This window comes from Bradyrhizobium sp. WBAH42, from assembly GCF_024585265.1.
Classification (GTDB): Bacteria; Pseudomonadota; Alphaproteobacteria; order Rhizobiales; family Xanthobacteraceae; genus Bradyrhizobium.
In genome coordinates this window covers 6,775,968-6,802,549 of sequence record NZ_CP036533.1, presented here as the reverse complement: position 1 = coordinate 6,802,549, position 26,582 = coordinate 6,775,968, and the positions used below count along the sequence as shown (strand labels likewise).

Annotated in this window: 24 protein-coding genes; 10 read left to right on the top strand and 14 right to left on the bottom strand. The window is 65.4% G+C overall.

The genetic code is table 11. The features are described 5' to 3' along the window. Positions 1-6: 6 nt before the first annotated feature. Positions 7-429, top strand: a complete 423-nt coding sequence (locus DCG74_RS32195; protein WP_172785607.1) for an OsmC family protein — start codon at positions 7-9, stop codon at positions 427-429. A 129-nt stretch (positions 430-558) separates the two neighbouring features. Beyond that, entirely contained in the window at positions 559-1,074 is a 516-nt protein-coding gene (gene msrA, locus DCG74_RS32190; protein ID WP_172785606.1) for a peptide-methionine (S)-S-oxide reductase MsrA, read from the top strand. On the opposite strand, the gene DCG74_RS32185 is transcribed toward msrA, so the two are convergent. From DCG74_RS32185 to DCG74_RS32155, 7 genes are all read right to left on the bottom strand, one after another. After that, positions 1,071-2,222, bottom strand: coding sequence for an MFS transporter (locus DCG74_RS32185; RefSeq protein WP_172785605.1), 1,152 nt, complete (start codon positions 2,220-2,222; stop codon positions 1,071-1,073). The genes msrA and DCG74_RS32185 overlap by 4 nt on opposite strands. 467 nt (positions 2,223-2,689) lie before the next feature. Further along, complete coding sequence (locus DCG74_RS32180; protein ID WP_172785604.1) at positions 2,690-3,916, bottom strand: Zn-dependent hydrolase; 1,227 nt, start codon at positions 3,914-3,916, stop codon at positions 2,690-2,692. Further along, the gene (locus DCG74_RS32175) at positions 3,909-4,694 is read right to left on the bottom strand and encodes an ABC transporter ATP-binding protein (RefSeq protein ID WP_172785603.1); all 786 of its coding nucleotides are present in this window, start codon (positions 4,692-4,694) and stop codon (positions 3,909-3,911) included. The genes DCG74_RS32180 and DCG74_RS32175 overlap by 8 nt, the downstream gene beginning before the upstream one ends. Then, positions 4,691-5,464: an ABC transporter permease gene (locus DCG74_RS32170; protein WP_172785602.1), complete on the bottom strand. Its 774-nt coding sequence runs from the start codon at positions 5,462-5,464 to the stop codon at positions 4,691-4,693. The genes DCG74_RS32175 and DCG74_RS32170 overlap by 4 nt, the downstream gene beginning before the upstream one ends. A 61-nt stretch (positions 5,465-5,525) precedes the next feature. Continuing rightward, a complete protein-coding gene (locus tag DCG74_RS32165; protein WP_172785601.1) occupies positions 5,526-6,470 on the bottom strand; it encodes an ABC transporter substrate-binding protein in 945 nt (314 codons plus the stop codon). Between the two features lie 105 nt (positions 6,471-6,575). Next, a complete protein-coding gene (gene hutC / locus DCG74_RS32160; protein WP_172785600.1) occupies positions 6,576-7,301 on the bottom strand; it encodes a histidine utilization repressor in 726 nt (241 codons plus the stop codon). Beyond that, a complete protein-coding gene (locus DCG74_RS32155; RefSeq protein ID WP_172785599.1) occupies positions 7,298-8,656 on the bottom strand; it encodes a formimidoylglutamate deiminase in 1,359 nt (452 codons plus the stop codon). Before DCG74_RS32155 ends, hutC begins: the two co-directional genes overlap by 4 nt. Positions 8,657-8,743: 87 nt before the next feature. On the opposite strand from DCG74_RS32155, the gene hutI reads away from it, so the two are divergent. From hutI to hutU, 3 genes are read left to right on the top strand one after another with little or no spacing between them, the layout of a single operon-like run. Next, complete coding sequence (hutI, locus tag DCG74_RS32150; protein WP_172785598.1) at positions 8,744-9,958, top strand: imidazolonepropionase; 1,215 nt, start codon at positions 8,744-8,746, stop codon at positions 9,956-9,958. Then, positions 9,955-11,514, top strand: coding sequence for a histidine ammonia-lyase (gene hutH / locus DCG74_RS32145; protein WP_172785597.1), 1,560 nt, complete (start codon positions 9,955-9,957; stop codon positions 11,512-11,514). The genes hutI and hutH overlap by 4 nt, the downstream gene beginning before the upstream one ends. Before the next feature lie 10 nt (positions 11,515-11,524). Further along, a complete protein-coding gene (gene hutU, locus DCG74_RS32140; RefSeq protein WP_172785596.1) occupies positions 11,525-13,195 on the top strand; it encodes a urocanate hydratase in 1,671 nt (556 codons plus the stop codon). A gap of 9 nt (positions 13,196-13,204) precedes the next feature. On the opposite strand, the gene DCG74_RS32135 is transcribed toward hutU, so the two are convergent. From DCG74_RS32135 to DCG74_RS32120, 4 genes are all read right to left on the bottom strand, one after another. Beyond that, complete coding sequence (locus tag DCG74_RS32135) at positions 13,205-15,214, bottom strand: bifunctional diguanylate cyclase/phosphodiesterase (protein WP_172785595.1); 2,010 nt, start codon at positions 15,212-15,214, stop codon at positions 13,205-13,207. 275 nt (positions 15,215-15,489) lie between these two features. Next, positions 15,490-15,762, bottom strand: a complete 273-nt coding sequence (locus DCG74_RS32130) for a TonB-dependent receptor plug domain-containing protein (RefSeq protein ID WP_172785594.1) — start codon at positions 15,760-15,762, stop codon at positions 15,490-15,492. 63 nt (positions 15,763-15,825) lie between these two features. Further along, complete coding sequence (locus DCG74_RS32125) at positions 15,826-16,956, bottom strand: hypothetical protein (RefSeq protein WP_172785593.1); 1,131 nt, start codon at positions 16,954-16,956, stop codon at positions 15,826-15,828. Between the two features lie 237 nt (positions 16,957-17,193). Beyond that, on the bottom strand, positions 17,194-17,553 hold the full coding sequence (locus DCG74_RS32120; protein WP_257187450.1) for a hypothetical protein: 360 nt from the start codon (positions 17,551-17,553) through the stop codon (positions 17,194-17,196). Positions 17,554-17,640: 87 nt separating this feature from the next. Between DCG74_RS32120 and DCG74_RS32115 the strand changes: the two genes are divergently transcribed. Further along, on the top strand, positions 17,641-18,450 hold the full coding sequence (locus DCG74_RS32115) for a substrate-binding domain-containing protein (protein WP_172785592.1): 810 nt from the start codon (positions 17,641-17,643) through the stop codon (positions 18,448-18,450). On the opposite strand, the gene DCG74_RS32110 is transcribed toward DCG74_RS32115, so the two are convergent. Further along, the gene (locus DCG74_RS32110) at positions 18,424-19,122 is read right to left on the bottom strand and encodes an ABC transporter permease (protein WP_172785591.1); all 699 of its coding nucleotides are present in this window, start codon (positions 19,120-19,122) and stop codon (positions 18,424-18,426) included. The two genes, DCG74_RS32115 and DCG74_RS32110, sit on opposite strands and share 27 nt — an antisense overlap. Before the next feature lie 326 nt (positions 19,123-19,448). Between DCG74_RS32110 and DCG74_RS32105 the strand changes: the two genes are divergently transcribed. From DCG74_RS32105 to DCG74_RS32090, 4 genes are all read left to right on the top strand, one after another. Next, a complete protein-coding gene (locus DCG74_RS32105) occupies positions 19,449-20,300 on the top strand; it encodes a 3-hydroxybutyryl-CoA dehydrogenase (protein WP_157283960.1) in 852 nt (283 codons plus the stop codon). A gap of 138 nt (positions 20,301-20,438) precedes the next feature. Next, positions 20,439-20,903: a group III truncated hemoglobin gene (locus DCG74_RS32100; protein ID WP_172785590.1), complete on the top strand. Its 465-nt coding sequence runs from the start codon at positions 20,439-20,441 to the stop codon at positions 20,901-20,903. A gap of 245 nt (positions 20,904-21,148) precedes the next feature. Further along, positions 21,149-21,802 (top strand): ubiquinol-cytochrome c reductase iron-sulfur subunit, encoded by a 654-nt coding sequence (locus DCG74_RS32095; protein ID WP_172785589.1) that lies wholly within the window; start codon positions 21,149-21,151, stop codon positions 21,800-21,802. Positions 21,803-21,933: 131 nt separating this feature from the next. Then, on the top strand, positions 21,934-23,661 hold the full coding sequence (locus DCG74_RS32090; protein ID WP_172785680.1) for a methanol/ethanol family PQQ-dependent dehydrogenase: 1,728 nt from the start codon (positions 21,934-21,936) through the stop codon (positions 23,659-23,661). Positions 23,662-23,955: 294 nt separating this feature from the next. Here the strand turns inward: DCG74_RS32090 and DCG74_RS32085 are convergent, their stop codons facing one another. Beyond that, positions 23,956-24,213, bottom strand: a complete 258-nt coding sequence (locus tag DCG74_RS32085; protein WP_172785588.1) for a hypothetical protein — start codon at positions 24,211-24,213, stop codon at positions 23,956-23,958. Between the two features lie 56 nt (positions 24,214-24,269). Continuing rightward, positions 24,270-26,582 (bottom strand): molybdopterin cofactor-binding domain-containing protein, encoded by a 2,313-nt coding sequence (locus DCG74_RS32080; RefSeq protein ID WP_172785587.1) that lies wholly within the window; start codon positions 26,580-26,582, stop codon positions 24,270-24,272.

Genomic DNA, 26,582 nt, shown 5'->3' with positions numbered 1-26,582 from the left:
GCTGAGATGATCCGCAAGGCAACAGCAGTCTGGAAGGGCACTGGTCGCGATGGCACGGGCCAACTGTCGAGCGAATCCGGCGTGCTTGCCGCGACGCCCTATTCGTTCAAGACCCGCTTCGAGAACGAGAAGGGCACCAATCCCGAAGAGTTGATCGCCGCAGCCCATGCCGGCTGTTTCACCATGGCGCTTGCCTTCGGCCTGCAAATGGCGGGTTTCACGCCGGACGAGCTCTCGACCGAAGCCGCCGTCACGCTCGAGCCCGAAGGCAAGGGCTTCAAGATCAGCAAATCCGCGCTGACCCTGCGGGCGAAAGTGCCTGGTCTCGACGATGCCGGCTTCGCCCGGTTCGCCGGCGAGGCCGAGAAGAACTGCCCGGTGTCCAAGGTGCTCAACGCCGCCATCACGCTCGACGCCAAGCTGGTCTAGGGCAAGCGTTTGCTTCCGGTCCATCCGGTCCAGGCCCGGGTGGACCCGCGTCAATGCGTGGCTTTCGGCCGGGTGGCCGAAAGCCTATATGATGCACGAGCTGTTTGGCGATCATTGGGAGCACATCACATGACGACGGAACGCGCAGTTTTGGCCGGAGGCTGCTTCTGGGGCATGCAGGATCTGATCCGCAAGCAGCCGGGCGTGATCTCCACCCGCGTCGGCTACACCGGTGGGCACGTCAAGAACGCCACCTACCGCAATCATGATGGCCATGCCGAAGCGATCGAGATCGTGTTCGATCCAGTAAGGACCAGCTTCCGGACCATGCTGGAGTTCTTCTTCCAGATCCATGATCCGACCACGCTCAACCGTCAGGGCAACGATATCGGCACGAGCTATCGCTCGGCGATCTTCTACACCAGCGAGGAGCAGAAGCGGATTGCCGAAGACACCATTGCCGACGTCGAGGCGTCAGGCCTGTGGCCCGGCAAGGTGGTGACCGAGGTCGCGCCCGCGCGCGAGTTCTGGGAAGCCGAGCCCGAGCATCAGGACTATCTCGAACGTTATCCTGACGGCTACACCTGCCACTTCATCCGGCCCGGCTGGAAACTGCCGCGGCGAGCTGCGGCGGTCGGAGGCTAAAACCCGGTCGGGCGCTGCTCCGCGGTGACGATCTGAGCCGTCAACGTGACGAGACCCATCAAGGCGGTGAGCAGCCAAAATGCCATCGGCAGTCCGCCGAGCTGTGCGACGAAGCCGACGCCTGCAGGGCCGAGCAGGACGCCTGCGTAGCCTGCTGTCGTGATCGCCGCGACCGCAAGTCCCGTGGGCATCACCTTTTGCTGCGCCGCCCGGCGGAACAGCACAGGCACGAGGTTCGAGGCGCCGAGCCCGATCAGCAGGAATCCGCCGATGGCGACCGCTGCCACGGGGGCGGTGAGCAGCACCACGAAGCCGGCGATCGCAATGAGGCTACCCCACAGCAATGTCGTGCGGTCTCCGATGCGCGCAACGACCGCATCGCCGCCGAGCCGCCCGATCGTCATCGCGATCGAGAACACGATGTAGCCGACGCCGCCTTGCGCCTCGCTGACGAGCCCGGCGCTGATCACGAGCAGCGCGCCCCAATCGAGCATCGCGCCTTCGACCAGGAAGGTGATGGCGCCGAGCAGCGCCAGCAGCAGCACCGATCCGTGCGGCAGCACGAACAATGGGCCTTCCTGCACCTGCACCGAGCGAAGCAGGCGCGGCCAGGTTACGAGCATCGCGATCAGCATCAGCACGGAGCAGATCAGGGTACAGGCGAGTGCCCCGAGCTGCAGCGAGAGCAGCGCCGTCATCAGCGCGGATCCGGCGAAGCCGCCGATGCTGAACAGGGCGTGGAACCCGGACATCAGCGGGCGTCCCGCGGCGCGCTCCACCTCCACGGCGTGGATGTTCATGGCGACGTCGATCGAACCGAGCGCGGCGCCGAACGCAAGGAGCGCCAGCGCCAGCGACAGCGGCGAGCTTGCGATCGCCAGCAGCGGCAGCACCAGTGTGAGACCAAGCCCGCCCGCGACGATGACCGGCCTGCTGCCGTAGCGCGCGCTGAGAACGCCTGTGAGCAGCATCGCGACGACCGAGCCGATGCCGAGGCTGAGCAGGAGCAGCCCGAGAACCCCGTCGTCGACGGCGAGCCGCGCCTTCGCGAACGGCACCAGCGGTGCCCAGCACGCGATGCCGAAGCCCGCGACGAGGAACGCAAGCCGAGTGGCAAGACGGGTCGCCGGCCGATCGGCAGAAGACATGGGAACTCCGGGGAAGTACAGGCGGGACGGTGGAGAAAGCGGAGAAATGCCGCAGCTTTGTGTCGGCACCGCGTTCAGATTGTCGCAGCTCGTGCCAGCTGCGAGCAACTTGTCGCGATTGCAGGTGGCCGGTAGCCCGGATGGAGCGAGGCGTATCTGCGTGTGACAAGCTCAAATATCGTAGGGTGGGCAAAGCGCAGCGTGCCCACCATTCTCGCTTACTGCCAAGGTTGGTGGGCACGGCGCTATGCGCCTTTGCCCACCCTACGGCACTGAAAGAGCAATGTAGTTGCGTCATACTCCGTCATTGCGAGCGCAGCGAAGCAATCCAGAATCTTTCTGCGGATAGATTATGGATTGCTTCGTCGCATCTGCGCAAAATTGCTACGCAATTTTGTCGCGAGCTCCTCGCAATGACGGGCGGAGAGAGCAGACGCCAAACTCTCGGTCGCGCTCCGGACGCAGCGCTAGCCGCCAAGGATCCGCCGGCACGCCTCGACGAACACCTCTGCGCCCGTCACGATGTCGGCATCCGCCGTGTTCTCGGTCCAGTGATGGCTGATGCCGCCGATCGACGGCACGAACAGCATGCCGGCGGGCATGACGGTTGCCAGCATCTGCGCATCGTGGCCGGCGCCGCTGGGCATGCGGATGGATCGGCCGCCGGCGACGGCCTTGCTCGCGGCCTCGATCGCGTCCTGAAAGCCCGCATTCATCATCGCGGGTGCGCCGGTGCGCAGCTTCGTCACGCTGACGGTGCAGGGGCCCTTGGCACTGGCCTCGTCCGCCATGGTCCGGAGCAATTGCTCCAGCCGCGCGATGACCGTCGGATCGTCGTCGCGAATCTGGAACAGCATCTCTGCGCCACCGGGGATGATGCTCGGCGCGCCCGGATCGAGCGTGATGCGGCCGGTGGTCCAGACCGTGCGCGGGCCGCAGGCTTTCGGAAAACGTTCCTCGATCGCGACGCAGAACTTGGCCAGCGCGAGGCCGGCATCCTTGCGCACCGCCATGCGCGTGGTGCCGGCGTGGTTCTGCTCGCCGGTGAAATTGATCTGGTACTGCCAGATGCCGACGATGGACGTCACGACGCCGATCGCGAGGCGCCCGCTTTCGAGCGTGTCGCCCTGCTCGATATGCGCCTCGAGATAACCGACGTGCCGTCCCGGCTCGGCGGTGATGCGCGGACGCCCCGCGAGCCCCATGTCGGCAAGGGCATCGCGCATGGTGCGGCCGCTGGTGCGGTCGCGGGCGGCTTCGATGTCGGCCTCGGCCACCTGTCCGACATAGGAGCGCGAGCCGAGGAAATGACCGAAATGTCCCTCCTCGTCGCACCAGGCGGCGACCTCGACCGCGCCGTTCACGGAAGCGTCGGCGTTCAGGACGCGCGCGGCCTCGAGCGCATAGACGACGCCGAGCGGGCCATCGAGCCAGCCGGCATAATTCTGGCTTTCCAGGTGCGATCCCGCCAGCAGCTTCGGCCCGGGCTTCGTGCTCGTCCCGAAGACATTGCCGATGCCGTCGATCGTCGCGGAAAGATCGGCCTCGGGCAGCTTCTGAACGAGCCACTCCAGCGACAGCTTGTGCGGCTCGGAGAAGGTCGGCTTGTGCACGCCGGTCTTGTAGGCGCCGATGGCGCGAAGTGCATGGAGGTCGGCGAGAACGCGATGTCCCTCGGTACGAGCGTCAGGCATGTTCGGCAACCTTCAGCGCCTCGGTGCGGATCTCCTCGACCAGCCGTTCCTTGAGCTGGACGAATTCCGGCGTGGTCTTGATCTTGTAGGAGCGGGGATGCGGCAGGTCCACATGGATTTCGGCCTTGATGCGTCCGGGGCGTGCGCTCATGACGATGACGCGGCTGCCGAGGAAGATGGCTTCCTCGATGTCGTGGGTGACGAACAGCACCGTCTTCTGGTCGCGCTCCCAGATCCCGAGCAGCATCTCCTGCATCAGGGCGCGGGTCTGGTTGTCGAGCGCGCCGAAGGGCTCGTCGAGCAACAAGATCTTCGGGTCATTGGCGAGCGCGCGTGCGATCGCCGTGCGCTGCTGCATGCCGCCGGAGAGCTGCTTCGGCCAGTGATTTTCGAAGCCGGACAGTCCGACCTGGCGGATGAAGGCATCCGCGATCTTGTGTCGCTCCGCCTCGGACACGCCGCGCTCGCGCAGGCCGAAGGCGATGTTCTCGCGGACCGTCAGCCAGGGGAACAGCGTGTAGGACTGGAACACCATGCCGCGATCGGCGCCCGGGCCGGTCACCTCGCGCCCGTCCAGCGTGACGCGGCCACCGGTCGGACGGTCGAGGCCCGCGACGATGCGCAGCAGCGTGGACTTGCCGCAGCCGGAGGGGCCGAGGATGGTGACGAAGTCGTTGTTGCCGATGGTGAGGTCGGTCGGCTCCAGCGCCCTGGTCGGCGCGTTGCCGTGGCGCGCGGGGAAGGTGCGCGAGACCTGCTCGATCCTAAGAATAGTCATGCGAGCTTCCAGGGAAACAGCCAGGCGTTGAACGCCTTGAACAGGAAGTCCGAGATCAGGCCGATCAATCCGATCACGATGATGCCGAAGATGATCTGGCCGGTGTTGAGCAGCGCCTGGCTGTCGGTGATCATATGACCGATGCCCGAGGACGAGCCGATCAGCTCGGCGACGATGACGTAAGTCCAGGCCCAGCCCAGCACCAGCCGCAGGATTTCTGCGATCTCCGGCGCGGAGGAGGGCAGCAGCACGCGGCGGATGATGCCGCGGTCGCTGGCGCCGAGCGTGTAGGCGGCCTCGACCAGATCGCGCCGCGTGGCGCCGACCGTCACCGCGACCATCAGGATGACCTGGAACACCGAACCGATGAAGATGACGAGCAGCTTCTGCAATTCCCCGATGCCGGCCCACAGGATCAGCAGCGGGATGAAGGCGGAAGCGGGCAGATAACGTGCAAATGAGACGAACGGCTCGAGGAAGGCTTCGACCGGCTTGTAGGCGCCCATCAGCACGCCGAGCGGCACCGCAATGACGGCCGCGAGTGCAAAGCCGCCGACGACGCGCCAGATCGTCATGCCGATGTCGAACAGGAAGCCGTGCTTGGCGAGCAGCTCGAGGCCCTCCTGCACCATGGTGAGCGGATTGGCGAGGAAGGTCTTCGACACATGGCCGCCGAACGTCGCCCACGACCAGAGGGCGACGAACAGCACGAAGAACGCCAAGCCGTACGCCGCACGCTGCTTCGATGTCACGGGATCCAGGGGACGCATCAAACTGTATCCGAATGGTGCGCCGGCTCCGCCCGAGGCGGAACCGGCATCTTGGAGAACGTTACTTGATGAAGCTCGCGTCGTAGAGGTCCTCGACCTTCGGCGCGGCCTTGATGATGCCGATCTCGAGCAGCAGCTCGGCGGCCTCCTTGTTGAAGGTCAGGAAGTCGCCGGCGAAGAACTTCTGGTTCGCGGCCTTGTCCTGCCAGCGCAGATATTTCGCCGAGTTGCCGAACTGCTCGCCGGTCTGCTTCACGTCGGCGCCCATGATCTCGTAGGACTTGGCCTGGTCCTTGGCGATCATCTCGATCGCCTCGAAGTAGCTGTCGGCGAGGGCCTTGGCGGCCTTGGGATTGTCGGTGAGGAACTTCGGCGTGCAGCCGAACGTGTCCATCACCATCGGATAGTCCAGCGTTGTCGCGATGATCTTGCCCTTGTCGGGCGCGGCACGCACCGTCGACAAATAGGGCTCATAGGTCATCGCGGCATCGTTCTGGCCGGAGACGAAGGCCTGCGCGGCCGCAGCGGGCTCGAGGTTGACGATCGTCACGTCCTTGGTGGTGAGGCCGTTCTTCTTCAGCATCCAGGCCAGCGCGAAATAGGGCGAGGTGCCCGGCGCGGAGGCTGCGACGGTCTTGCCCTTGAGGTCCTTGATCGCGGCGACGTCGTTGCGCACGGCCATGCCGTCGGCGCCGTAGCTCTTGTCGAGCTGGAAGATCTGCTTGGTCGCGACGCCGTTGGCGTTCCAGGAGATCCAGGTCTCGACCGTGGTCGCCGCGCACTGGATGTCGCCGGAGGCGATGGCGAGATGGCGGTCCTTCTGGGGGATCTTCTTGATGGTGACGTCGAGGCCGTTCTTCTTGAAGATGCCCGCCTCCTTCGCCAGCGTCAGCGGCGCGAATCCGGTCCAGCCGGAGATGCCGACGCCGACCTTGACGTCGTCGGCGAGCGCGGGGGTGGCCACCGCGAAGGCAATGATTGTCGCAAATACTTTCGAACTACGCATGATTTTCGTCCTCTTGCCGATCGATGGTTTGACGTCCTGTTGATCACTGTCGGCCCACCTGGACCGTTGCCCGATGCGTTGCACGAATTGTGCCGACATGTCCTCTCAGCCTCCCTTGAATCGGGCGACAAGGCGGTGAGAGTCACCGGGATAGAGCAGGCGCACCGCGGTGATGGTGCGTGCGCTGCGCCAGGTGTAGCGGTCGATCACGAGGCAGGGGGCGCCGACGGCAATGTCGAGCGCTTCCGCCGTGCGGTCGTCCGCAACGATGGCACTGATCGTATGCTCGGCCTCGGTCCATGGGACATGGTGAAGCAGCCAGGAGCCTGGCGGTTCGCGCGAGAAATCGGCGGCCGCGGCGTCGGGCACGGACGAGAGGTCGATCAGCCTGTCCTCGACCGCGAAAGGCACATTATCGGCGCTATGTCGGCAGGTGATCGCGACCACCTTGCCGGCCTTCTTCACGCCGAGGCGATCGCGGTCGGCGGCCGTCGCCGCGCGCAGCTTGCGGCCGATCAGCTCGTAGCCGTAGCTGCGTCCAAGCGCGGAGATCTCGGCGCGAATGTCGGCGATCTTGAGCACCGCCGACTGATGCTGCGGCCGGCGCACGAACGAGCCGGCGCGCCGCCGCCGCTCGATCAGATCGGCTTGCGCGAGCTCCGACAACGCCTTGTTCACGGTCATGCGCGAGCAGCCGTAGCGCGCGACCAGCTCGTGCTCGAATGGAATGCGATGGCCGGGCGGCCATTCGCCGGTCAGGATGCGCTTCTCGATGTCGGCGCGGATGCGCTTGTAGAGCGTCGGCTTGTCGGCATCGCTGACGAGGCTCATGCGACGAGCCTCCGCATCGATGCGTTGAAGCGTTCGCGTGCGGCTTGGCGCAATCCATGCTGACCGCCCTCGACCACCTTGCGGCCGCCGGCCCAGACGCAATCGATGGCGGCGCCGCCGGCGGCGAAGATCCAGCCGTCAATGACGGCATCGTGCGCGCGTCCCGCCAGCGAAGGATGCGCTGCGTCGAGCGTTACGATGTCGGCGCGTGCACCGGGTGTGAGGCCGACCGTCGGCTGCGCCAGCGCCCGCGCGCCGCCGGCGAGCGCTCTGTCGAACAGCGAGCGTCCTGTGGAATGACCTGCGCCGCCGGAGAGCACGTTTCGCTGGCGGTGCTTGAGCCGCTGGCCGTATTCGAGCTGGCGCAATTCGTCGGCTGCGCCAATCAACACGTTGGAATCGGTACCGACGCCGAAAAGGCCGCCGGCGTCGACAAACTCCCGCGCCGAAAAAACGCCGTCGCCGAGGCTCGCTTCCGTAACAGGACAGAGGCCCGCCACCGCACCGGTCCTGGCCAACGCCGTCACTTCCTCACTCGTCATGTGGGTCGCGTGAATGAGACACCAGCGCCGATCGAGCGGGGCGTGCTCCAGCAGCCATTGCACCGGACGCCGGCCCGACCAGGCGAGGCAATCCTCGACCTCCTTCACCTGCTCGGCGGCATGAATGTGCACCGGTCCGCCGTTCGCGAGCGGAATGATCGCCGCAAGCTCGTCCGGCGCCACAGCGCGCAAACTGTGCGGGGCGATGCCGATATTGGCGCCCGGCAGTGCGCTGATCACCTTGCGCGAGGCCGTCATCAATGCGGCGAACTGATCGACCGAGCAGATGAAGCGGCGTTGCCCCGCATGCGGCGCTGCGCCTCCAAACGAGCCATGCGCATAGAAACTCGGCAGCAGTGTCAGCGCAATGCCGGAGGCTTCGGCGGCCTGCGCAATGCGCGCGGCCATCTCGGCAGGGTCGGCGTAGGGCGAGCCGTCGCGGTCGTGGTGCAGATAGTGGAATTCGCCGACGCGGGTAAAACCCTGCTCGAGCATTTCGACATAGAGCAGCGTCGCAACGGCCGCGACGTCGTCGGGCGTCATGGCCAGCGCGAAGCGATACATCGTCTCGCGCCAGGTCCAGAACGTGTCGGTGGAATCGCAGCGCAGCTCCGCGAGGCCGGCCATGCCGCGCTGGAACGCGTGACTGTGCAGGCTTGCAAGTCCCGGAAGCGCGATGGCGTGGCGCTCGTCGCCGGCGGCCGGCGCCACGCCCGGTGTCACCGCCGCGATCGCGCCGGCGGTGACGACCACCTGCACGTCATTGGCCCAGCCCGAAGGCAGGAGCGCGGAAGCGAAATGCAGTCGGGTCATGATTTACACGCCGGCTGGACAGAACCGCCTTACGATTATATGTCTAGACATATAAGTCAAGCATCCCCAGGGCTAATGGATACCCGCATGGCAGCGCGCTTCGACCGGATCTGGCACAATGCCCGCCTCGCGACGATGCGGGCCGATCGTCCCGATCTCGGCGAGATCGAGCATGGTGTCATCGCCGCACGCGGCGGCCACATCGCCTATGCGGGCGCGACAGCGGACTTTCCCGTCGATGCGGACGCGATCGAGCGGATCGATTGCGAGGGGCGCTGGATCACGCCCGGTCTCGTCGACTGCCATACCCATCTGGTCTATGGCGGCGACCGCGCGCATGAATTCGAGCTGCGCCTGAAGGGGGCGAGCTACGAGGAGATCGCGCGCGCCGGCGGCGGCATCGTCTCGACCGTGGCGGCGACGCGCAAGGCCAGTGAAGCCGAGCTCGTGGCAGGCGCGCTGCCGCGGCTCGCCGCGCTGATCGATGAGGGCGCGACCACGGTCGAGATCAAGTCCGGCTACGGCCTCGATACCGAAACCGAAATGCGACAGCTTGCGGCGGCGCGCAGCCTCGGCCGCGCGCGGCCGGTGACGATCCGCACGTCGTTCCTGGGCGCGCATGCGCTGCCGGTCGAGGCCGCTGGCGACAAGGATGGTTACATCGACCGCGTCTGCAAGGAGATGCTGCCGGCGGTCGCAAAAGCGGGCCTCGCCGACGCCGTCGACGCCTTCATGGAGGGCATCGCATTCTCCGCCGAGCAGACCGCGCGAGTGTTCGAAACGGCGAGGGGACTTGGACTGCCGGTTAAGCTCCATGCCGACCAGCTCTCGAATCTCGGCGGCGCTGCGCTTGCCGCGAGATTCTCGGCGCTCTCGGCCGATCATCTCGAGCACACCGATGAGGCCGGTGCCGTCGCAATGGCGAGCGCCGGCACGATGGCGGTGCTGCTGCCCGGCGCGTTCTACTTCATTCGCGAGACGCAGAAGCCCCCGGTCGAGACGTTCCGCAAGCACGGCGTTCCCATGGCGCTGGCGACCGACTGCAATCCCGGCAGTTCGCCGCTGACCTCGCTGCTGCTCGCGATGAACATGGGTGCGACCCTGTTCCGGATGAACGTGGCCGAGTGCCTTGCCGGCGTCACCCGTGAAGGCGCGCGGGCAGTCGGTCTCCTGAATGAGACCGGCACGCTGGAAGCCGGCAAATGGTGCGACCTTGCGATCTGGGAGATCGAGCGGCCCGCCGAGCTGGTGTACCGCATCGGCTTCAATCCGCTGCACAAGCGGGTATGGAGGGGGCAGTGACGGAGCAGGAAACAGCGATCGTCGTCAAGCCGGGAACAGTGAGCCTCGACGATCTCGCGCGCGTGCTCGAAGGCGCCCCCGTCGTGCTCGATCCTTCGTTCTGGCCGCGTGTCGAGGCGGCTGCGCAAATCGTTACGCGAGCTGCGCAGGCGGACGTCCCCGTCTACGGCATCAACACCGGTTTTGGAAAGCTGGCCTCCAAGCGCATTCCGCCGGACCAGACCGCGCTGCTCCAGCGCAACCTCATCGTCTCGCATTGCTGCGGCGTCGGCCCGGCAACGCCGGAGCCGATCGTGCGGTTGATGATGGCGTTGAAGATCGTCTCGCTCGGGCGTGGCGCCTCCGGCGTGCGCCGCGCGGTGATCGAGCAGTTGCAGGACATGCTGGCCCGTGGCGTCTGTCCGCTGGTGCCGCAGCAGGGCTCGGTCGGCGCCTCCGGCGATCTGGCACCGCTCGCGCACATGACGGCCGTGATGGTCGGCGAGGGGCAGGCGATCGTTGACGGGAAGACCGTATCCGGCGCCGACGCACTCGAGGTCGCCGGCCTCACGCCGCTGACCCTCGGGCCGAAGGAAGGCCTCGCGCTGATCAACGGCACGCAATTCTCGACCGCCTACGCCGTATCAGGCGTGCTGCGCGCATATCGCCTCGCCCGCGCCGCACTCGTGACCGGCGCACTGTCGGTGGATGCGGCGATGGCCTCGACGGCACCGTTCCGCCCCGAAGTCCAGGCGCTGCGCGGCCATGCCGGCCAGATCGCGGCGGCCGCGACGCTGACCGCGCTGCTCGACGGCAGCGACATCCGCCTCTCGCACCTCGAAGGCGACGAGCGTGTGCAGGATCCCTATTGTCTGCGCTGCCAACCGCAGGTCGCAGGCGCCGCCCTCGATCTGATCACGCAGGCCGCGCGCACGCTGATCGTCGAGGCCAATGCCGTCACCGACAACCCGCTGGTGCTGGTCGAAACCGGCGAGATCGTCTCCGGCGGCAATTTCCACGCCGAGCCAGTGGCCTTCGCCGCCGACGCGATCGCGCTGGCGCTGTCGGAGATCGGCGCGATCAGCGAGCGGCGCATCGCGACGCTGGTCGATCCCGCGCTCAATTTCGGCCTGCCGCCGTTCCTCACCCCCGATCCCGGCCTCAATTCCGGCTTCATGATCGCCGAGGTGACGGCGGCCGCGCTCTATGCCGAGAACAAGCAGCGTGCGCTCGCCTGCTCGATCGATTCGACGCCGACCAGCGCCAACCAGGAGGACCATGTCTCGATGGCCGCGCATGCCGCGCGGCGCCTGTCCGACATGGCCGACAATCTCGCCGCCATTCTCGGCATCGAGCTTCTGGTCGCCGCCCAAGGCATCACGCTGCGTGCGCCACATGCGACCAGCGCGCCGCTGGTCACCGTCATTGCCGCGTTGCGTGAGCAGGTGCCTGCGCTCGCTGCCGATCGCTACATGGCCGGCGATCTCGCCAAGGCCGCTGCATTGATCGAAGCCGATGCGCTTCCGGCTGCCGCGGTCGCCCAGCTTCGTTTCGATCCGTTTCCGAGACTCGTCTGAAGAGGTCCACATGAACCGCCGACTGGACAATGACCGCACCATCCGCGCTCCCCGCGGCAGCGACATCAGCGCCAAGAGCTGGCTCACGGAAGCGCCGTTGCGCATGCTGATGAACAATCTCGACCCAGACGTTGCGGAGCGCCCGAGCGAGCTCGTCGTCTATGGTGGCATCGGCCGCGCGGCACGCGACTGGGAAAGTTTTGACCGGATCGTTGCGGCCTTGCGCAAGCTGGAAGCCGACCAGACGTTGCTGGTGCAGTCCGGCAAGCCGGTCGGTGTCTTCCGGACCCATGCCGACGCGCCGCGCGTACTGATCGCGAACTCCAACATCGTGCCGCATTGGGCCACGCTCGATCATTTCAACGAGCTCGATCGCCAGGGTCTTATGATGTACGGCCAGATGACGGCGGGCTCCTGGATCTATATCGGCAGCCAGGGCATCGTGCAGGGCACCTATGAAACCTTCGTCGAGGTCGGCCGTCGCCATTATGGCGGCAGCCTCGCCGGCAAATGGATTCTCACGGCCGGCTTGGGAGGCATGGGCGGTGCGCAGCCGCTGGCCGCGACCATGGCCGGCGCTTCGATGCTTGCAGTCGAATGCCAGCCGAGCCGCATCGAGATGCGCCTACGGACCGGCTATCTCGACCGGCAGGCCGCAACGCTCGACGAAGCGCTCGCGATCATGGCGGACGCCGCGAAGACGAAGAAGGCGGTCTCGGTCGGCCTGCTCGGCAATGCCGCCGAGATTTTCCCCGAACTGGTCCGCCGCGGCGTCAAGCCTGATATCGTCACCGACCAGACCAGCGCCCATGATCCGATCAACGGCTACTTGCCGAAGGGCTGGACGCTCGCTGAGTGGGAAGCCAAGCGTGCGTCCGATCCGAAGACGGTGGAGCGCGCCTCCAAGACGTCGATGGTCGAGCATGTCCAGGCCATGCTGGACTTCCATGCCCAGGGCATTCCGACGCTCGACTACGGTAACAATATCCGCCAGATGGCGCAGGACATGGGCCTGAAGAACGCGTTCGATTTCCCCGGCTTCGTGCCCGCCTATATCCGTCCCCTGTTCTGCCGCGGTATCGGGCCCTTCCGCTGGGCCGCGCTGTCGGGCGATCCCGACGACATTTTCAAGACGGACGCCAAGGTCAAGGAGCTGATGCCCGACGACAAGCATCTGCACAATTGGCTCGACATGGCCAAGGCGCGCATCAAGTTTCAGGGCCTGCCGGCGCGGATCTGCTGGGTCGGCCTCGGCGATCGCCATCGTCTCGGCCTTGCCTTCAACGAGATGGTGGCGCGCGGCGAATTGAAGGCGCCGATCGTGATCGGTCGCGATCATCTCGACAGCGGCTCGGTGGCGAGCCCCAACCGCGAGACCGAGGCGATGAAGGACGGATCGGATGCGGTGTCCGATTGGCCGCTGCTCAATGCGCTGCTCAATTGCGCCAGCGGGGCGACCTGGGTCTCGCTGCATCATGGCGGCGGCGTCGGCATCGGCTATTCGCAGCATGCCGGCATGGTGATCGTCGCCGACGGCACGCCCGAGGCGGCGAAGCGGATCGAGCGCGTGCTGTGGAACGATCCCGCCAGCGGCGTCATGCGTCATGCCGATGCCGGCTACGACATCGCGATCGACTGCGCCCGCGACAAGGGGCTCGATCTGCCGAGCCTGGCGAGGTAGACGAGGGGCTTAGGCCACGACCTTGGCCTCGGTGCCGTCGAGGCGCCGGCTCTCCTTCGCCAGATGGTCGCCAATCGCATCGGCCGGCATGGGCTTGGCGAAATAATAACCCTGGATGAAGTCGCACCCCAGGCGGCGCAGGGTGTCGAGCTGAGCACGGGTCTCGACGCCCTCGACGACGCAGGCGATCTCCATGTCGTCGCAGAGGCCGGTGAGCGATTTGATGATCTTGTGGCTGACGGGATTCTCGTTGATGTCGGAAACGAAGCTGCGGTCGACCTTGATCTTGTCGAGCGGCAGCCGGTGCACGTGGCTCAACGACGAATAGCCGGTGCCGAAATCGTCCAGCGAAATGCCGCAGCCCATTGCCTTCAGCGTTGCGATCGATTGCTGCGCGCGGACGAAGTCGAAGGTGACGGCGGTTTCGGTGATCTCGAAATCGATCCGCTGTGGCGGCAGCCCGCTCTTCTCGATGATGGCGATCAGCGGCAAGATGCCTTCCGCCGCGCAGACGTCGTGTGCAGAGAGGTTGAACGAGAGGCGGATGTGATCGGGCCACGTCCTGGCGACGGCGAGTGCGCGCACCAGCAGCGCTTGCGTCAGCGGCCGGATCAGACCGATGCGCTCGGCAGCCGGAATGAAATCGGCCGGAGAGACCAGGCCGAGGCGGGCGCTGCGCCAGCGCGCCAGCACCTCGAAGCCGGCGGTGTGCTCGCTCATGGCATCGACGATCGGCTGGAACACCAGGTCCATCTCGGTGGCGAAATCAGTGGTGCGCAGCAGGTTCTCGATGACCCCGCGACTGCGGATCTCGGCCTCGAGCTCGCTCGAGAAGATCACGGTGCGGCCGCGCAGATGGCGCTTGGCATGGTAGAGCGAATAATCGGCGCATTCATACAGTGCTTCCGCGGTCGTGGCCGATTGCGGAAACAACGCAAAGCCGATCGAGCAGGACAGCCCCGTATGAGCGGTATCGAGCTGATAGGGAAGCTTGACCTGGTCGCCGATGCGCTGGCCCAGCCGTAGCAGATCCGCATCATTGGGGTCGCCGCACACGACGAGGCCGAACTCGTCACCGCCGAGTCGGGCGAATTCGACCCGGTGCGGACCAAAACCCTCGCAGACCTCGCGGATGCGCCGGCCGGCCTCGATCAGGACGCGGTCGCCGACTGAGTGGCCGTAATTGTCGTTGATCGGCTTGAAGCCGTCGAGATCGATGATGCCGACTGCGACCCGGACTTTCCTGCGTTCGGCATCGGTGAAGGCGCTCGACAGCTCGGCGAAGAAGCGGCGGCGGTTCGGTAGCTCGGTGAGTGAATCGAGATTGGCAAGGCGGAAGTTCTCGTCAGAGAGCGCCTGCGTCGCCGCCTGTTGCGCGAGCAGCGACTTGCGGCTGGCGACGAGATCGGCGAAGTCGCGATAGTAGATGAACAACACCGTCACCATCGCGCCGGAAACCAGGAGGTTGTTGACCGCGATCGCCTTCAGCGTCGGCTCGCCCGTGGCGAAGAAAAACAACACATAGGGAACGTCGACGATCAGCGTCACGATCAGCGCCGCCGAGCGCAGATGCATCAGCGAGAAGATGCAGCCGATCACGGTGACCGCCATGTAGAAGGCGACCTGGCTCTTGGCGAAGGGATCGCCGTAGGGGTACAGCGCGAACGACCAGGCGGTGAAGCCGGCACCGATCGGCAGGGTCAGCCAATTGGTGGCGCGCAGATTGCGCAGGATGTCGGCATCGCTGCGAACGAGCCGGCGCTGGCGTAGCCACCAGAAGGTCCGTGAGCCTGCGAGCACCGTCAGCACGGCCGGCACGATCGTCGTCAGCCAGTCCGGCGCCACGTTCACATAGGTGTAGGCGACCGCAATCGTGTTGCTGATGAGAATGAAGTAGAGCAGTGGGATCTGCTTGGAGAAGGCATCGAACTGCGCGCGTGTGAGATCCGGATTGTCGGCGGGAACGCGAAACAATCGCATCGCGGCAGCAAGACGAGATTTCAATTCGGCAACAGGCATTGAAATACGAGCCCCAGATCCCTGAAAAACGGGGCAATCTTGCACGGCACGGGTAAAGGGCCCGTTAGATCGACGCTAGCCGGGCTCGGCCAGCACTGGTTGCGCGCTGCCTCAGGATCTTCCGGTCGCGTGCATTGGTGAGGTCCCGTTAAGGATAGCCGGCGGCAAGGGGCGTGCGTCTCAGGCACGTCGTCCGAAATCGCCGCAGCTACGCCCTGCTCGCCATGGGTGTCAGCGAGTGCTCGGTGCGGGCGACCGAGAGCGGTGCAAGCGGCCTAGCGTCCGATCGTCACACCTGCGGTCGAGCGCATGGCGTCCCGCAGGCTGGTCGCCCTCTTGTCGTCGAGAACCTGCCGCGTCAGCACGGTGGTCTGGCCAGGCGTGTCGAGGATCGACTCGCCGCGCGAGGAGGAGAGCCGATCGGCCTTGTAGGGAGCGGCCGGATCGGTGGCGGGCCCAGTCATGTGATGCGGCCGCTTGCCCGCGGCGAGCGCCGGCTGCGAGACAGCAAGCGCGATCACGACAAAGAGCAATGGTCTTGCGTGCATCTGGGATCTCCCATGTCGGGACATCAGCCTAGCACATTCTCGTGGTGGTCGCAGACGAAAGGATCAGGCGAGAACGGCCTGGCGCTCGCGCGCCGGCTCGCGAATCCGCTCGATGCTCCGCGGCTCGGCGAGCCGCGTGAAGCTCCGATGGCCCGCCTGCACGGGGGCCTCGACGATGACGCCCTCACAGACGATCTGTCCGCCGAGCATCCTGAATTCCAGCTTGTCGTAGCGCGGCATTGTCTCGCCGGCCGCCGGCGGCAGCAGCCCGACGCTTCCCTGGATGTTCAGCGCGGCCTCGCCGGTGCCGTGAAGCTGCGGATTCCACATCCTGATTCCGCTCTCGGCCCAGCGCTGCCGGATCAGCGCGGCGCGGTCGGCGGGCTCTACGGCGCGCGCGCGAACTTTCGGTGCGCTGCGGATCTCTGGCGAAGGAGACGTGAGAGCCGGAGCTGGTTCAGCTTCCGCGACGTCGCTGGATGACTCGTTGGCTACCGCCGCAATGGCCGTGGCGAGCGGAACATCATTTGCGGGCGTCGGCGCGATTGCGACAACGGGCGCCGGATCGATCTCGGCGCTGGCTTCAGAGACAACAGCCGCCACGTTCTCGACGTCGACCGGGATTGCTTCGGCGGCATCGGGTACGAGATCGAGGGATACGTCGGGCGAGGGGGCAGCCTCGATGATGAGGGCAGGGAGATCGGCCGAAGCGGTCGCGACGTCTGCTGATGAAGCCACAATCTCTTCTGCGGTGGCAGAGTCGATCTCTGCAGAGATTCCAGCAGGCGATGCATCATCGTCCACGACGGCGAGATCGGAGGCTGCAACTGGCTCGTTCTCCACACCGGCCGATGCAGCCAACGCCTCCTCGGTCGCTGGCGGCGCCGCAGGCGCCTCGATTGCCGTTGCCAACTCTGAAGATGAGTCGCCGATGCAGGTATCGTCGGCCGCAATGTCCGCGACGACCGACACAGCCGCATCGTTCTCCGCGACCGGAGCGGTGGCGGCGAGATCAGCCTCATCGTGGACTGGATCATAGCTGATCTCGGCGATTGGCTCTGGAGTAGTGCTGGCAACGTCTTCGGCGATGGCAGATGAAGCCTCTGCAGTCGGCGCGACGTCGAGGTTGCCGCTGTGCGGCACAGGCCGAAGCCGGGAAAACGCCCAGTTCACCGCTGGAATGCGGCGCAGCAACGATATCAGTCTCGAAAGCACTGGGAGTTGTCCAAGAGGTGCTCGGCGTGAGGCAATCGCTGATTCGTCAGCAATGTGAAAACCTGCCCCGGCCGTCACACCCGTGTCAACGTAGGCAGGACCAATTGCAGAACATCCGCGCATCCATTCTGCGGGGCGAATGCCGCTCCGCAGAGTGGAGTGCCGTTCGCGATTGCTTCAATTGACTCGCATCCCTAGAGATATTGGATCCTCAGGTCACTTGCCGGAGCCGGTGCCGCCGGTACCCGCACTGCCGCCGGCCTGGCTGCTCATGTTGTTGGTGTCGCTGCCGCCGGCCGAAGGCGACTGCGCGCCCTTGCCGTCGCTGGCCTCGTTCTGCATGTTCGATGAACGTCCTGTCGTCATTCCCTTGGTTGCCGGGCCTCGCGATGAGGGGCCGACATCGCCCTGACCGGATGCGCCGGGTGCGGGTTGTGTCTGCGCGAAAGCGCCACCTGTCGCCAGCGCCATGACGCATGCGGCTGCCAGGATGATCTTCTTCATCGGATTCTCCTTGACTTGCATCCCGGACAACTCGCATGCGCAGACCACGTTCCTGCCGATGCGCGGCAGCACTTGCTCTCGTTGCGATCCAAGTCGGGGTTCCCGTCGTCGTCGCGAGCCGCTATTTCAGAACCGTCATTGTCTGATCGGGGACGGCGCATGAGGAAGCTTGCCACCATCGGAGCGGTTCTGCTCTGGTCCACCATCGCATCCGCACAGGATCGCACCATCACCGTGGCGTCGACCACCTCGACGGAACAGTCGGGGCTGTTCGGCCATCTGCTGCCGCTGTTCGCGAAGGCCGAAGGCATCGGCGTGAAGGTCGTCGCCGTCGGCACCGGCCAGGCTCTGGATATCGGGCGGCGCGGCGATGCCGACGTGGTGTTCGTCCACGACAGGCCCGCCGAGGACAAGTTCATGTCCGAAGGGCAGGGCGTGAAGCGCTTCGACGTCATGTACAACGACTTCGTCATCGTCGGCCCCAAGAGCGATCCAGCGCAGATCTCGGGCAGCAAGGACGTGGTCGAGGCGCTGCGCAGGATTGCGACCGCGAAAGCGCCGTTCATCTCGCGCGGCGACAAGTCCGGCACGCATGCGGCCGAGCTGAGGCTCTGGAAGGAGGCCGGCGTCGACCTCAGTGCCGGCAAGGACACTTGGTATCGGGAGATCGGCCAGGGCATGGGCCCGGCGCTGAACATGGCCTCGTCGTGGAACGCCTACCTCCTGTCGGACCGCGGCACCTGGCTGTCGTTCAAAAACCGCGGCGAACTCGCCATCCTGACCGAGGGGGACAAGCGGCTCTTCAACCAGTACGGCGTCATGCTGGTGAATCCTGAAAAGCATCCGAACGTGAAGGCCAAGGAGGGACAGGCCTTCATCGACTGGCTGATTTCGCCGCAAGGGCAGGAAGCGATCGCCGGGTACAAGGTCGGCGGCGAGCAGCTATTTTTCCCCAACGCGCCCCACTAGGACGAAGGCGACGGTCGACACCGCGACGCTGAGTGCGAGCAGGATCAGCCCGAGTCCGAGCGCCAGCGGCAGGTCGCCTTTGCTGGTTTCCAGTGCGATCGCCGTCGTCATCGTGCGGGTGAAGCCGCGGATATTGCCGCCGACGATGATGATGGCGCCGACTTCCGCGATGGCGCGCCCGAACGCGGCGAGAAAGGCCGTCAGCAGCGAGGTCCGGCCGAGCGCGAACAGCAGGGCCATGCTGCGCAGGGCCGACAATCCGTCGATCCGCGCCAGGTCGCCATACTCCGCCCACAACAGGCTTGCCGGCCGGTGCACCAGCGCCACCACGATGGGCGTCGCCAGCAGCGTCTGCGCGATCACCATGGCGGCTGGCGTGAACAGCAAGCCCGCCGCCCCGAACGGGCCGGACCGCGACAGCAGGAGATAGAGGGCGAGCCCGACCACGACCGGTGGAAGGCCGAGCAGCGCATTGGTCAGAATGACGATGACTTGGCGTCCCCGGAAGCGGGTGATCGCAAGCAGGGCTCCAAAGGGGGCGCCGATCAGAAGTGCGAGGATGCTGGCGGTCAGGCTGACCCTTACGGACAAGGCGACGATGCCCAATAGCTCGGTGTCGGCCTCGCCGATCAGCGCAAAGGCGGCACCGATGGATCGTGCGAAATCGTTCATCCGTCTCGGGCCAAGCTCCTGTTCCGCGGCAGCCCCGCGCCGCCCTTCTCGCTGCTGCCGCTGCCATAATCAAGGCCCGCGGTAGCCCCCAACGGTTGGGCAGCCCCACGGGGGGTTGGAGCAAGGCTCAGGATGACCGGAAAACGCGGCCAGGGACCCACAATCGAGGCAACTGGCCGCCCCCGCGGGCGGCTTTATTCCGGCCTCGGATGCGCTAAGGAACAGGATCGGGTCGCGCCAGCCGAACGGCGGTGCTAGACCCTGATGCAGGAACAATGGGGCCGGGCTGCAACTGGCTCGCCCGCAAGGATGAAGGATGTGACGCAATGATCCAGACCGTTGGCATCATCGGGGCAGGGACCATGGGGAACGGCATCGCGCAGGTCTGCGCCGCCGCGGGCCTGTCGGTCGTGATGGTCGATATTTCCGACGCGGCGGTGAACCGCGGCCTGTCGACCGTCGGCGGAAGCCTCGAGCGGCTGGTCAAGAAAGAGAAGATGTCGGCGGCCGACCGCGAGGCGACGCTCAAGCGCATCACCGGCACCACCGACCGGGCGAAGCTGTCGGATTGCGACCTCGTCATCGAGGCCGCTACCGAGAACGAGGAGCTCAAGGTCAAGATCCTGAAGGATCTCTGCGCCACGCTGTCGCCGCGCACGCTGGTCGCAACCAACACCTCTTCGATCTCGATCACGAAGCTCGCGGCGGCGACCGACCGTCCCGACCGCTTCATCGGCATGCACTTCTTCAACCCGGTGCCGGTGATGGCGCTGCTCGAACTCATCCGTGGGCTGCAGACCTCGGACGACACTCATGCGAAGGCGCTGGATTTCGCCAAGCGCGTCGGCAAGGTGGCGATCACGGCCAAGAACAGCCCGGGCTTCGCCGTCAACCGCATCCTGTGCCCGATGATCAACGAGGCGATCTTCGCGCTGCAGGAGGGCATCGCGACGGCGGAGGAGATCGACGCCGGCATGAAGCTCGGCTGCAACCATCCGATCGGGCCGCTCGCACTTGCCGATCTCGTCGGGCTCGACACCATGCTTTCGGTGATGGAGGTCTTTTACAAGGGCTTCAACGATCCTAAATATCGGCCAGCCCCGCTGCTGAAGGAGATGGTCGATGCCGGCCATCTCGGCCGCAAGACCGGGCAGGGCTTTTACACCTATACCGCCTGATGAAGGCATTGGCGGCGGGCACCTAGCGTCCGCCGTCAGATCCCCGCAATTTGCGCTGCGACAAAGACGCCGCGCGCAATTGGCCCGACAATGTCGAACGGGCAGCCTGCGGGAACAACGGAACGGATAACAAAGGACATGTCGGATCGACTGAAGGCCGAGCGGGAAGCTGCGGCCGCGCGGCGGAACCTGTTGACCCAGGATGCGATCGAGCGCACCGGGATCACCGAGGAGATGATCGCAGAACTCGTCACCCGCTTCTACGGACGCGTGCGTGAGGACACGCTGCTCGGGCCCGTCTTCGCCGTCGTGCAGAACTGGGACGAGCATCTCGCCAAGCTCAGGGATTTCTGGTCGTCAGTCGTGTTGATGAGTGGCCGCTATCATGGCTCGCCGATGCGGGCACACCTGCCGCTGAGCCTGGCCGGAGGCCATTTCGATCGCTGGCTCGAGCTGTTCGAGCAGACCGCGCGCGAGGTCTGCCCGCCGGCGGCGGCTGCGCTGTTCATCGACAAGGCGCGTCGTATCGCCGACAGTTTTGAAATGGCGTCGGCAACACTTGCGGGCCGCATCGCTTCGCCGCGTCACGTGCTCAGGTCGTGAATACAAAATGCCTGCCTGAGAAAGGTGCAGCTCGCGTTGCGTGATGGCGCGCCGCACCAATTCCCGCAGCATCGATCTGATCTGCAAAATCATCATGCCGTTCGCGCAATGCGATGTAGAATTCGCGAAAACGCGCTGGAACGCATTTAGTCTTGCTCAATCAACGCGAGCAAAGCCACATTGATGCACTGCGGCGCCAAGTCTTCGCCTTGTTTTCGGCAGAGTTCCAGTGCCTGCTAACGGGCATGGCTCGCGCATCGGTCGATACTAATTCACAATCCTCAGAGAGTGCTGCGGAACCCGACGTCGATGCGGGTGCCGAGCAGACGCGGCGATCCATGCTGCTCGGTGCGCTCGCGACGACAGCGTGCCTCGGCTGTTCCACCCAGGCCCGCGCAGGTGAGGATCCGCCCGGCTCGGATGAGCGGCCGCAGAAAGGCGACCTGCTCGTCTTCTCCGAAGGTGACCAGGAGGGAAAGCTCATCACCGCGGCCGATCTCAAGGCCGGCGGACCGCCGGTCCATGCCTGGCCGAAGGACCCCACCTCAGCGGTGGTGCGCAGCGCCTCACGGCTCAACGAGATCCTGATCATCAAGCTTGATCCCGCCGACCTCGACGAGAAGACCCGCGCGCGGGCCGTCGACGGCATCATCGCCTATTCGGCGATCTGCTCGCATGCGGGCTGTCCCGTCACCGCCTGGGTGAAGAGCGATGTCGGCGACAAGGAGGTGTTCAAGTGCATGTGCCACAACTCCGAATTCGATCCCCGCGCGGGCGCGCAGGTCGTGTTCGGGCCGGCACCGCGGCGGCTTGCAGCGCTGCCGCTGGCGCTCGCTGACGGTTCGCTCAGCGTCGCCGGCAATTTCATGGGAAAGGTAGGTGGCACACAGCCAGGATGATGGACGGTTGCGGGCTGGGCCCGCGTCACGAACGGCCGCCTCCGCCGACGCGGCGGACGACGGGACGAACGACAAGAATTCACAACAAGAATTCAAGCGGATGAAAAAGGGGAACGTCCATGAAACTCTCCATGACCAGGAAGCAATTCTACCTGTCCGGCTTCGTCGCCTTCACCTGCCTCGTTTCGACCGCCGCGCTGGCTGGCCCGATCGAGAATTATTCGCCCGTCACTTCGCAGCGGCTCGAAAATCCGGAGCCAGGCAATTGGATGCTCTACCGGCGCACCTATGACGGGCACGGCTTTAGCCCGCTCGACCAGATCAATACCTCCAACGTGAAGAACCTCACACCGGTCTGGACCTTCGCCACCGGCGTGGTCGAAGGCCATCAGGCACCGCCGATCGTCAACAATGGCGCGATGTTCGTGACGACCCCGATGGGGCAGGTGATCGCGCTGAATGCGAAGACCGGCGACGAATACTGGCGCTACAAGCGGCAGCTTCCTGACGATCTGTTCCAACTGCATCCGACCAACCGCGGCGTCGGCCTCTGGGAGGACAAGCTCTACCTCGCCACCACGGACGACCACGTGGTCGCGCTCGATGCCAAGACCGGCAAGGTGCTGTGGGACACGAAGGTGCAGGACTACAGGAAGGGCCAGTACCTGACCCTGATGCCATTGATCGTTGACGGTAAGGTCATCGTCGGCGGCTCCGGCGGCGAGTTCGGCGTGCGTGGCTATATCGTGGCTTATGATGCCAAGGACGGCAAGGAGCTGTGGCGGACCTACACCATCCCCGGTGAAGGCGAGCCCGGTCACGACACCTGGCAAGGCGACGACTGGAAGAACGGCGGTGGGTCGGCCTGGATGACAGGCAATTACGACAAAGAGACCAAGACGATCTATTGGGGTGTCGGCAACGCCGCGCCGTGGCCGGGCGACTCGCATCCCGGCGACAATCTCTACACGTCATCAGTGCTCGCGCTCGATCCCAACACCGGCAAGATCAAGACCTATCACCAGTATCACCAGAACGATTCCTGGGATTGGGACGAGGTCGAAGCACCGATGCTGATCGACCTGCAACGCGATGGCCGCAACATCAAGAGCCTGGTCCATCCGGGACGCGACGCGATCTTCTGGGTGCTCGAGCGCACGCCGACCAAGATCAACTACGTCGCCGGCTGGCCGTTCGTCTTCACCGACGTCTGGAAGGGCATCGAACCCGAGACCGGCAAGCCGATCGTCGACCCCGCGCACAAGCCGGTCATGGGCAAGCGCGTGGAGTTCTGCCCGTCGCTGTGGGGCGGCAAGGACTGGCCGTCGGCGGCCTACAGCCAGAAGACCGGCCTCGTCTACGTGCCCGCCAACGAGAATTTCTGCGGCGGCTTTACCGGCGAGAAAGTGCCGCTCAAGCTGGGCGAGCTCTGGCTCGGCACCAAGCCGGAAGATATCGGCCTGAAGACGAAGCCGGGTGCGGATCATTTTGGCGAGCTCCAGGCCTGGGATCCCGCAACCGGCAAGAAGGTCTGGCAGCACAACTTCCCAAAGTCGCAACTGTTCGGATCGGTCACGGCGACCGCGGGCGATCTCGTCTTCGTCGGAGGGACCAACGACCGCTATTTCCGCGCCTTCCACGCCAAGACGGGCGAATTGTTGTGGGAGCAGAAGACCAACTCCGGCATCGTCGGCATGCCGGTGTCCTACGAGATCGACGGCACGCAATACATCGCGATCCAGTCGGGATGGGGCGTCGACGCGCAGCGCATCCAGGACGCGCTCGTGACCAACAACATCGGCATCGAAGCCAACGTGCCGCAGGGCGGCGTCATCTGGGTCTTCGCGCTGAAGAAATAGCTCCGCGGGCGGATCGACAGAAGCGGAGCAGCAGGGGGGTGGCGAATGCGGCGGACGGCAACGTCCGCCGCATTTTGTGTGGCTCTTCCTTCTCCCCCTGTGGGAAGAGGTGGCGCGAAGCGCCGGACGAGGGGTTCTATCCGCGCGCTTTCATCGGGAGATTGGCGCGCAGAGGCAGACCCCTCACCCAAGTGAGCGCGCATCGACCAGCGTCGCTGCCCTCTCCCACATCGCCTTCGCCAAGGCTTCGGCGGACAAAACCGGAGAGGGCGCATCAATGCGCAGGCGCTAAACCTACTTCCCCTCGCGCTCGACCTTGTCCTTTTCCTTCTGGTTCATCTCGCGAATCTTGGGATCGGGGTTGTGCTGCCCGGTGGTCTGGGTGGTGGAGGCGGGCGGGGCGTTGGCGTTGGGCAGCGAATTCTGGTCGGGCCCGGTGGGCCGCGTGGCCGTGGTCGGCGGCGTCGTGCTGCTCTGAGCGAATGCGCCCGCGGCAGTCAAAAGAAAGGCGCCCGACAGCGAGACTGCGAGCGCCTTTGAGATGTTGGTCATCGATCTGCTCCTGTCAGATCGATGCAAACGGCGCGAGGCCGCTTCTGTTCCGCGGCTTACGCCTCCAATTGCTTGCCGATCGGAAGCGAGCGGATGCGTTTTCCCGTCGCCGCGAAGATGGCGTTGATCAGGGCCGGCGCGAACGGGGGAACGCCGGGCTCGCCGACGCCGCTCGGCGGCGTGTCGGGTCCGGGCGGCACGATGTAGACGTTGGTCACCACAGGCGAGTCGTCCATCCTGACGACCTGGAAGTCGTCAAAATTCTTCTGCTGCACCTTGCCGTCCTTGAAGGTGATCTCGCCGTATTTGGCAAGGCTCAGCCCCATGATCGCCGCGCCCTCGATCTGCGAAGCGATGCGCTCGGGGTTGACGTAGGTGCCGCAATCGATCGCGGTGTCGACCCGCGGCACCGTCAGCTTGCCCTTGTCGTCGACGGCCACCTCGACGATGGTCGCGATGTAGCTGACGAAGCTGCGGTGCACGGCGATGCCGAGACCGTGGCCCTTCGGCACCTTTCGGGCCCATTCACCCTTCTCGGCGACCAGCTCGACCACCTTGCGCAGGCGCGCGGTATCGATCGGGTAGCTTTCCTGGGGTTCGCCGTAATTCCAGAGGTCCTTCACGTTGGGCTTGACGATGCGAGGCGAGCCGATCAGCTCGAGCAGCATGTCCTTCTGGTCGCGCCCTGTTGCCTGCGCGATCTCGCCGACCATCGACTGGACGGCGAAGGCGCGCGGGATGTTCGAGACCGAGCGGAACCAGCCGATGCGGGTGAACGCCGCGGCTTCCGGGTTCTCACAAGAGATGTTCGCGATCTCGAACGGTATATCGACCAGGCCCATGCCGATCTCGAACGGCGCCTGATGCACCGTGCCGGCGGCAAAGGTCGAGGCGATGCTGGGAGCCACGCTGCGATGGCGCCAGGCGATCACCTTGCCGCTCTTGTCGAGGCCGGCCTCGATCCGTTCGACCGAGACGGTGTGCAGGAAGCCGTTGTGGATGTCGTCCTCCCGCGTCCACTGCACCTTCACCGGCGCGCCGAGCTCTTTCGAGAGCAGCGCGGCTTCGAGCGCAAAGTCGCATTTCGACTTGCGTCCGAACCCGCCGCCGAGCAGGGTCACGTTGACGGTGACGTTGGCCTCGGGAATGTCGAGCGTCTTGGCGACGTCCTCGCGGGTGCCGCCGGGGCTTTGCACCGGCGCCCAGATCTCCGCCTTGTCGCCCTTGACGTCCGCGACCGCCACCGGCGGCTCCATGGAGACATGGGCGAGATGCGGGAGGTAGTACTCGCCGACGATCACCTTGTCGGCGCTCTTCAAGGCAGCGTCCGCATCGCCCTCCTTGCGCAGCACGAGGCCGGGCTTGCGCGACGCTTCCTCGAGCTCCTTGCGGTAGGCGACCGAGTCGTATTTGCCGTTGGGGCCGTCGTCCCAGACCAGCTTCAAGGCGTCGCGGCCCTTGATCGCCGCGCCGGTGTTGCGCGCGATCACCGCGACGCCCCCGAGCGGCTGGAACTTCGACGGCCATGGCCAGCCGCGAACCTGCATCACCTTCTCGACGCCGGGGATCTTCAAGGCCTCTTCCGGCTCGAACTTGACCAGCTTGCCGCCGGTCACCGGCGGGCGGGCGATCACGGCATATTTCATGCCCGGCAGCCGCACGTCGGCTCCATAGCGCGCCTTGCCGGTGGTGATGTCATGGAGATCGACGATGCCGATCTGGCCTTTGCCGAGATAGCGGAAGTTCTTGGGGTCCTTCAGCTTGAGGCCCTCGATGCTCGGCACCGATTCCTTTGCGGCGTCGGCAGCGAGCTCGCCGAAGCCGAGCTTGCGCCCGCTGGCGCTGTGCACGACCTCGTGGTTGACCGCCTTGACCTCGGTCGCCGGCACGCCCCAGCGCTTGGCTGCGGCCTGCTCCAGCATGGTGCGGGCGGAGGCGCCGATCTGGCGCATCGGAATCAGATAATGCCGCGTGCTGCGCGAGCCGTCGGTGTCCTGGTTGCCGAATTTGACCTCGTCGCCATGGGCCTGCTGCACCTTGACCCTGGACCAGTCGGCCTCCATCTCCTCGGCCACGATCAGCGGCAGGCTGGTGCGCACGCCGGTGCCCATTTCCGAACGGTGCCCGACGATGGTGACGATGCCATCCGCGCCTACCGAAACGAAAACGCGCGGATCGACCACGACGCCATGCGGCATCTTGCCGGCGCCGGTCTCATAAGCGAGCGCCTGGCGCGACATCACGGGGGCGGCGAGCACGAAGCCGCCGGCGACGCCGAGCCCCTTCAGGATGCTTCGGCGCGTGACCTTCTCGACCTTGATGTGCTTTTCGAAGCCGCGCAGCTTGCCGGGATTGTCGATGAAGTTCAT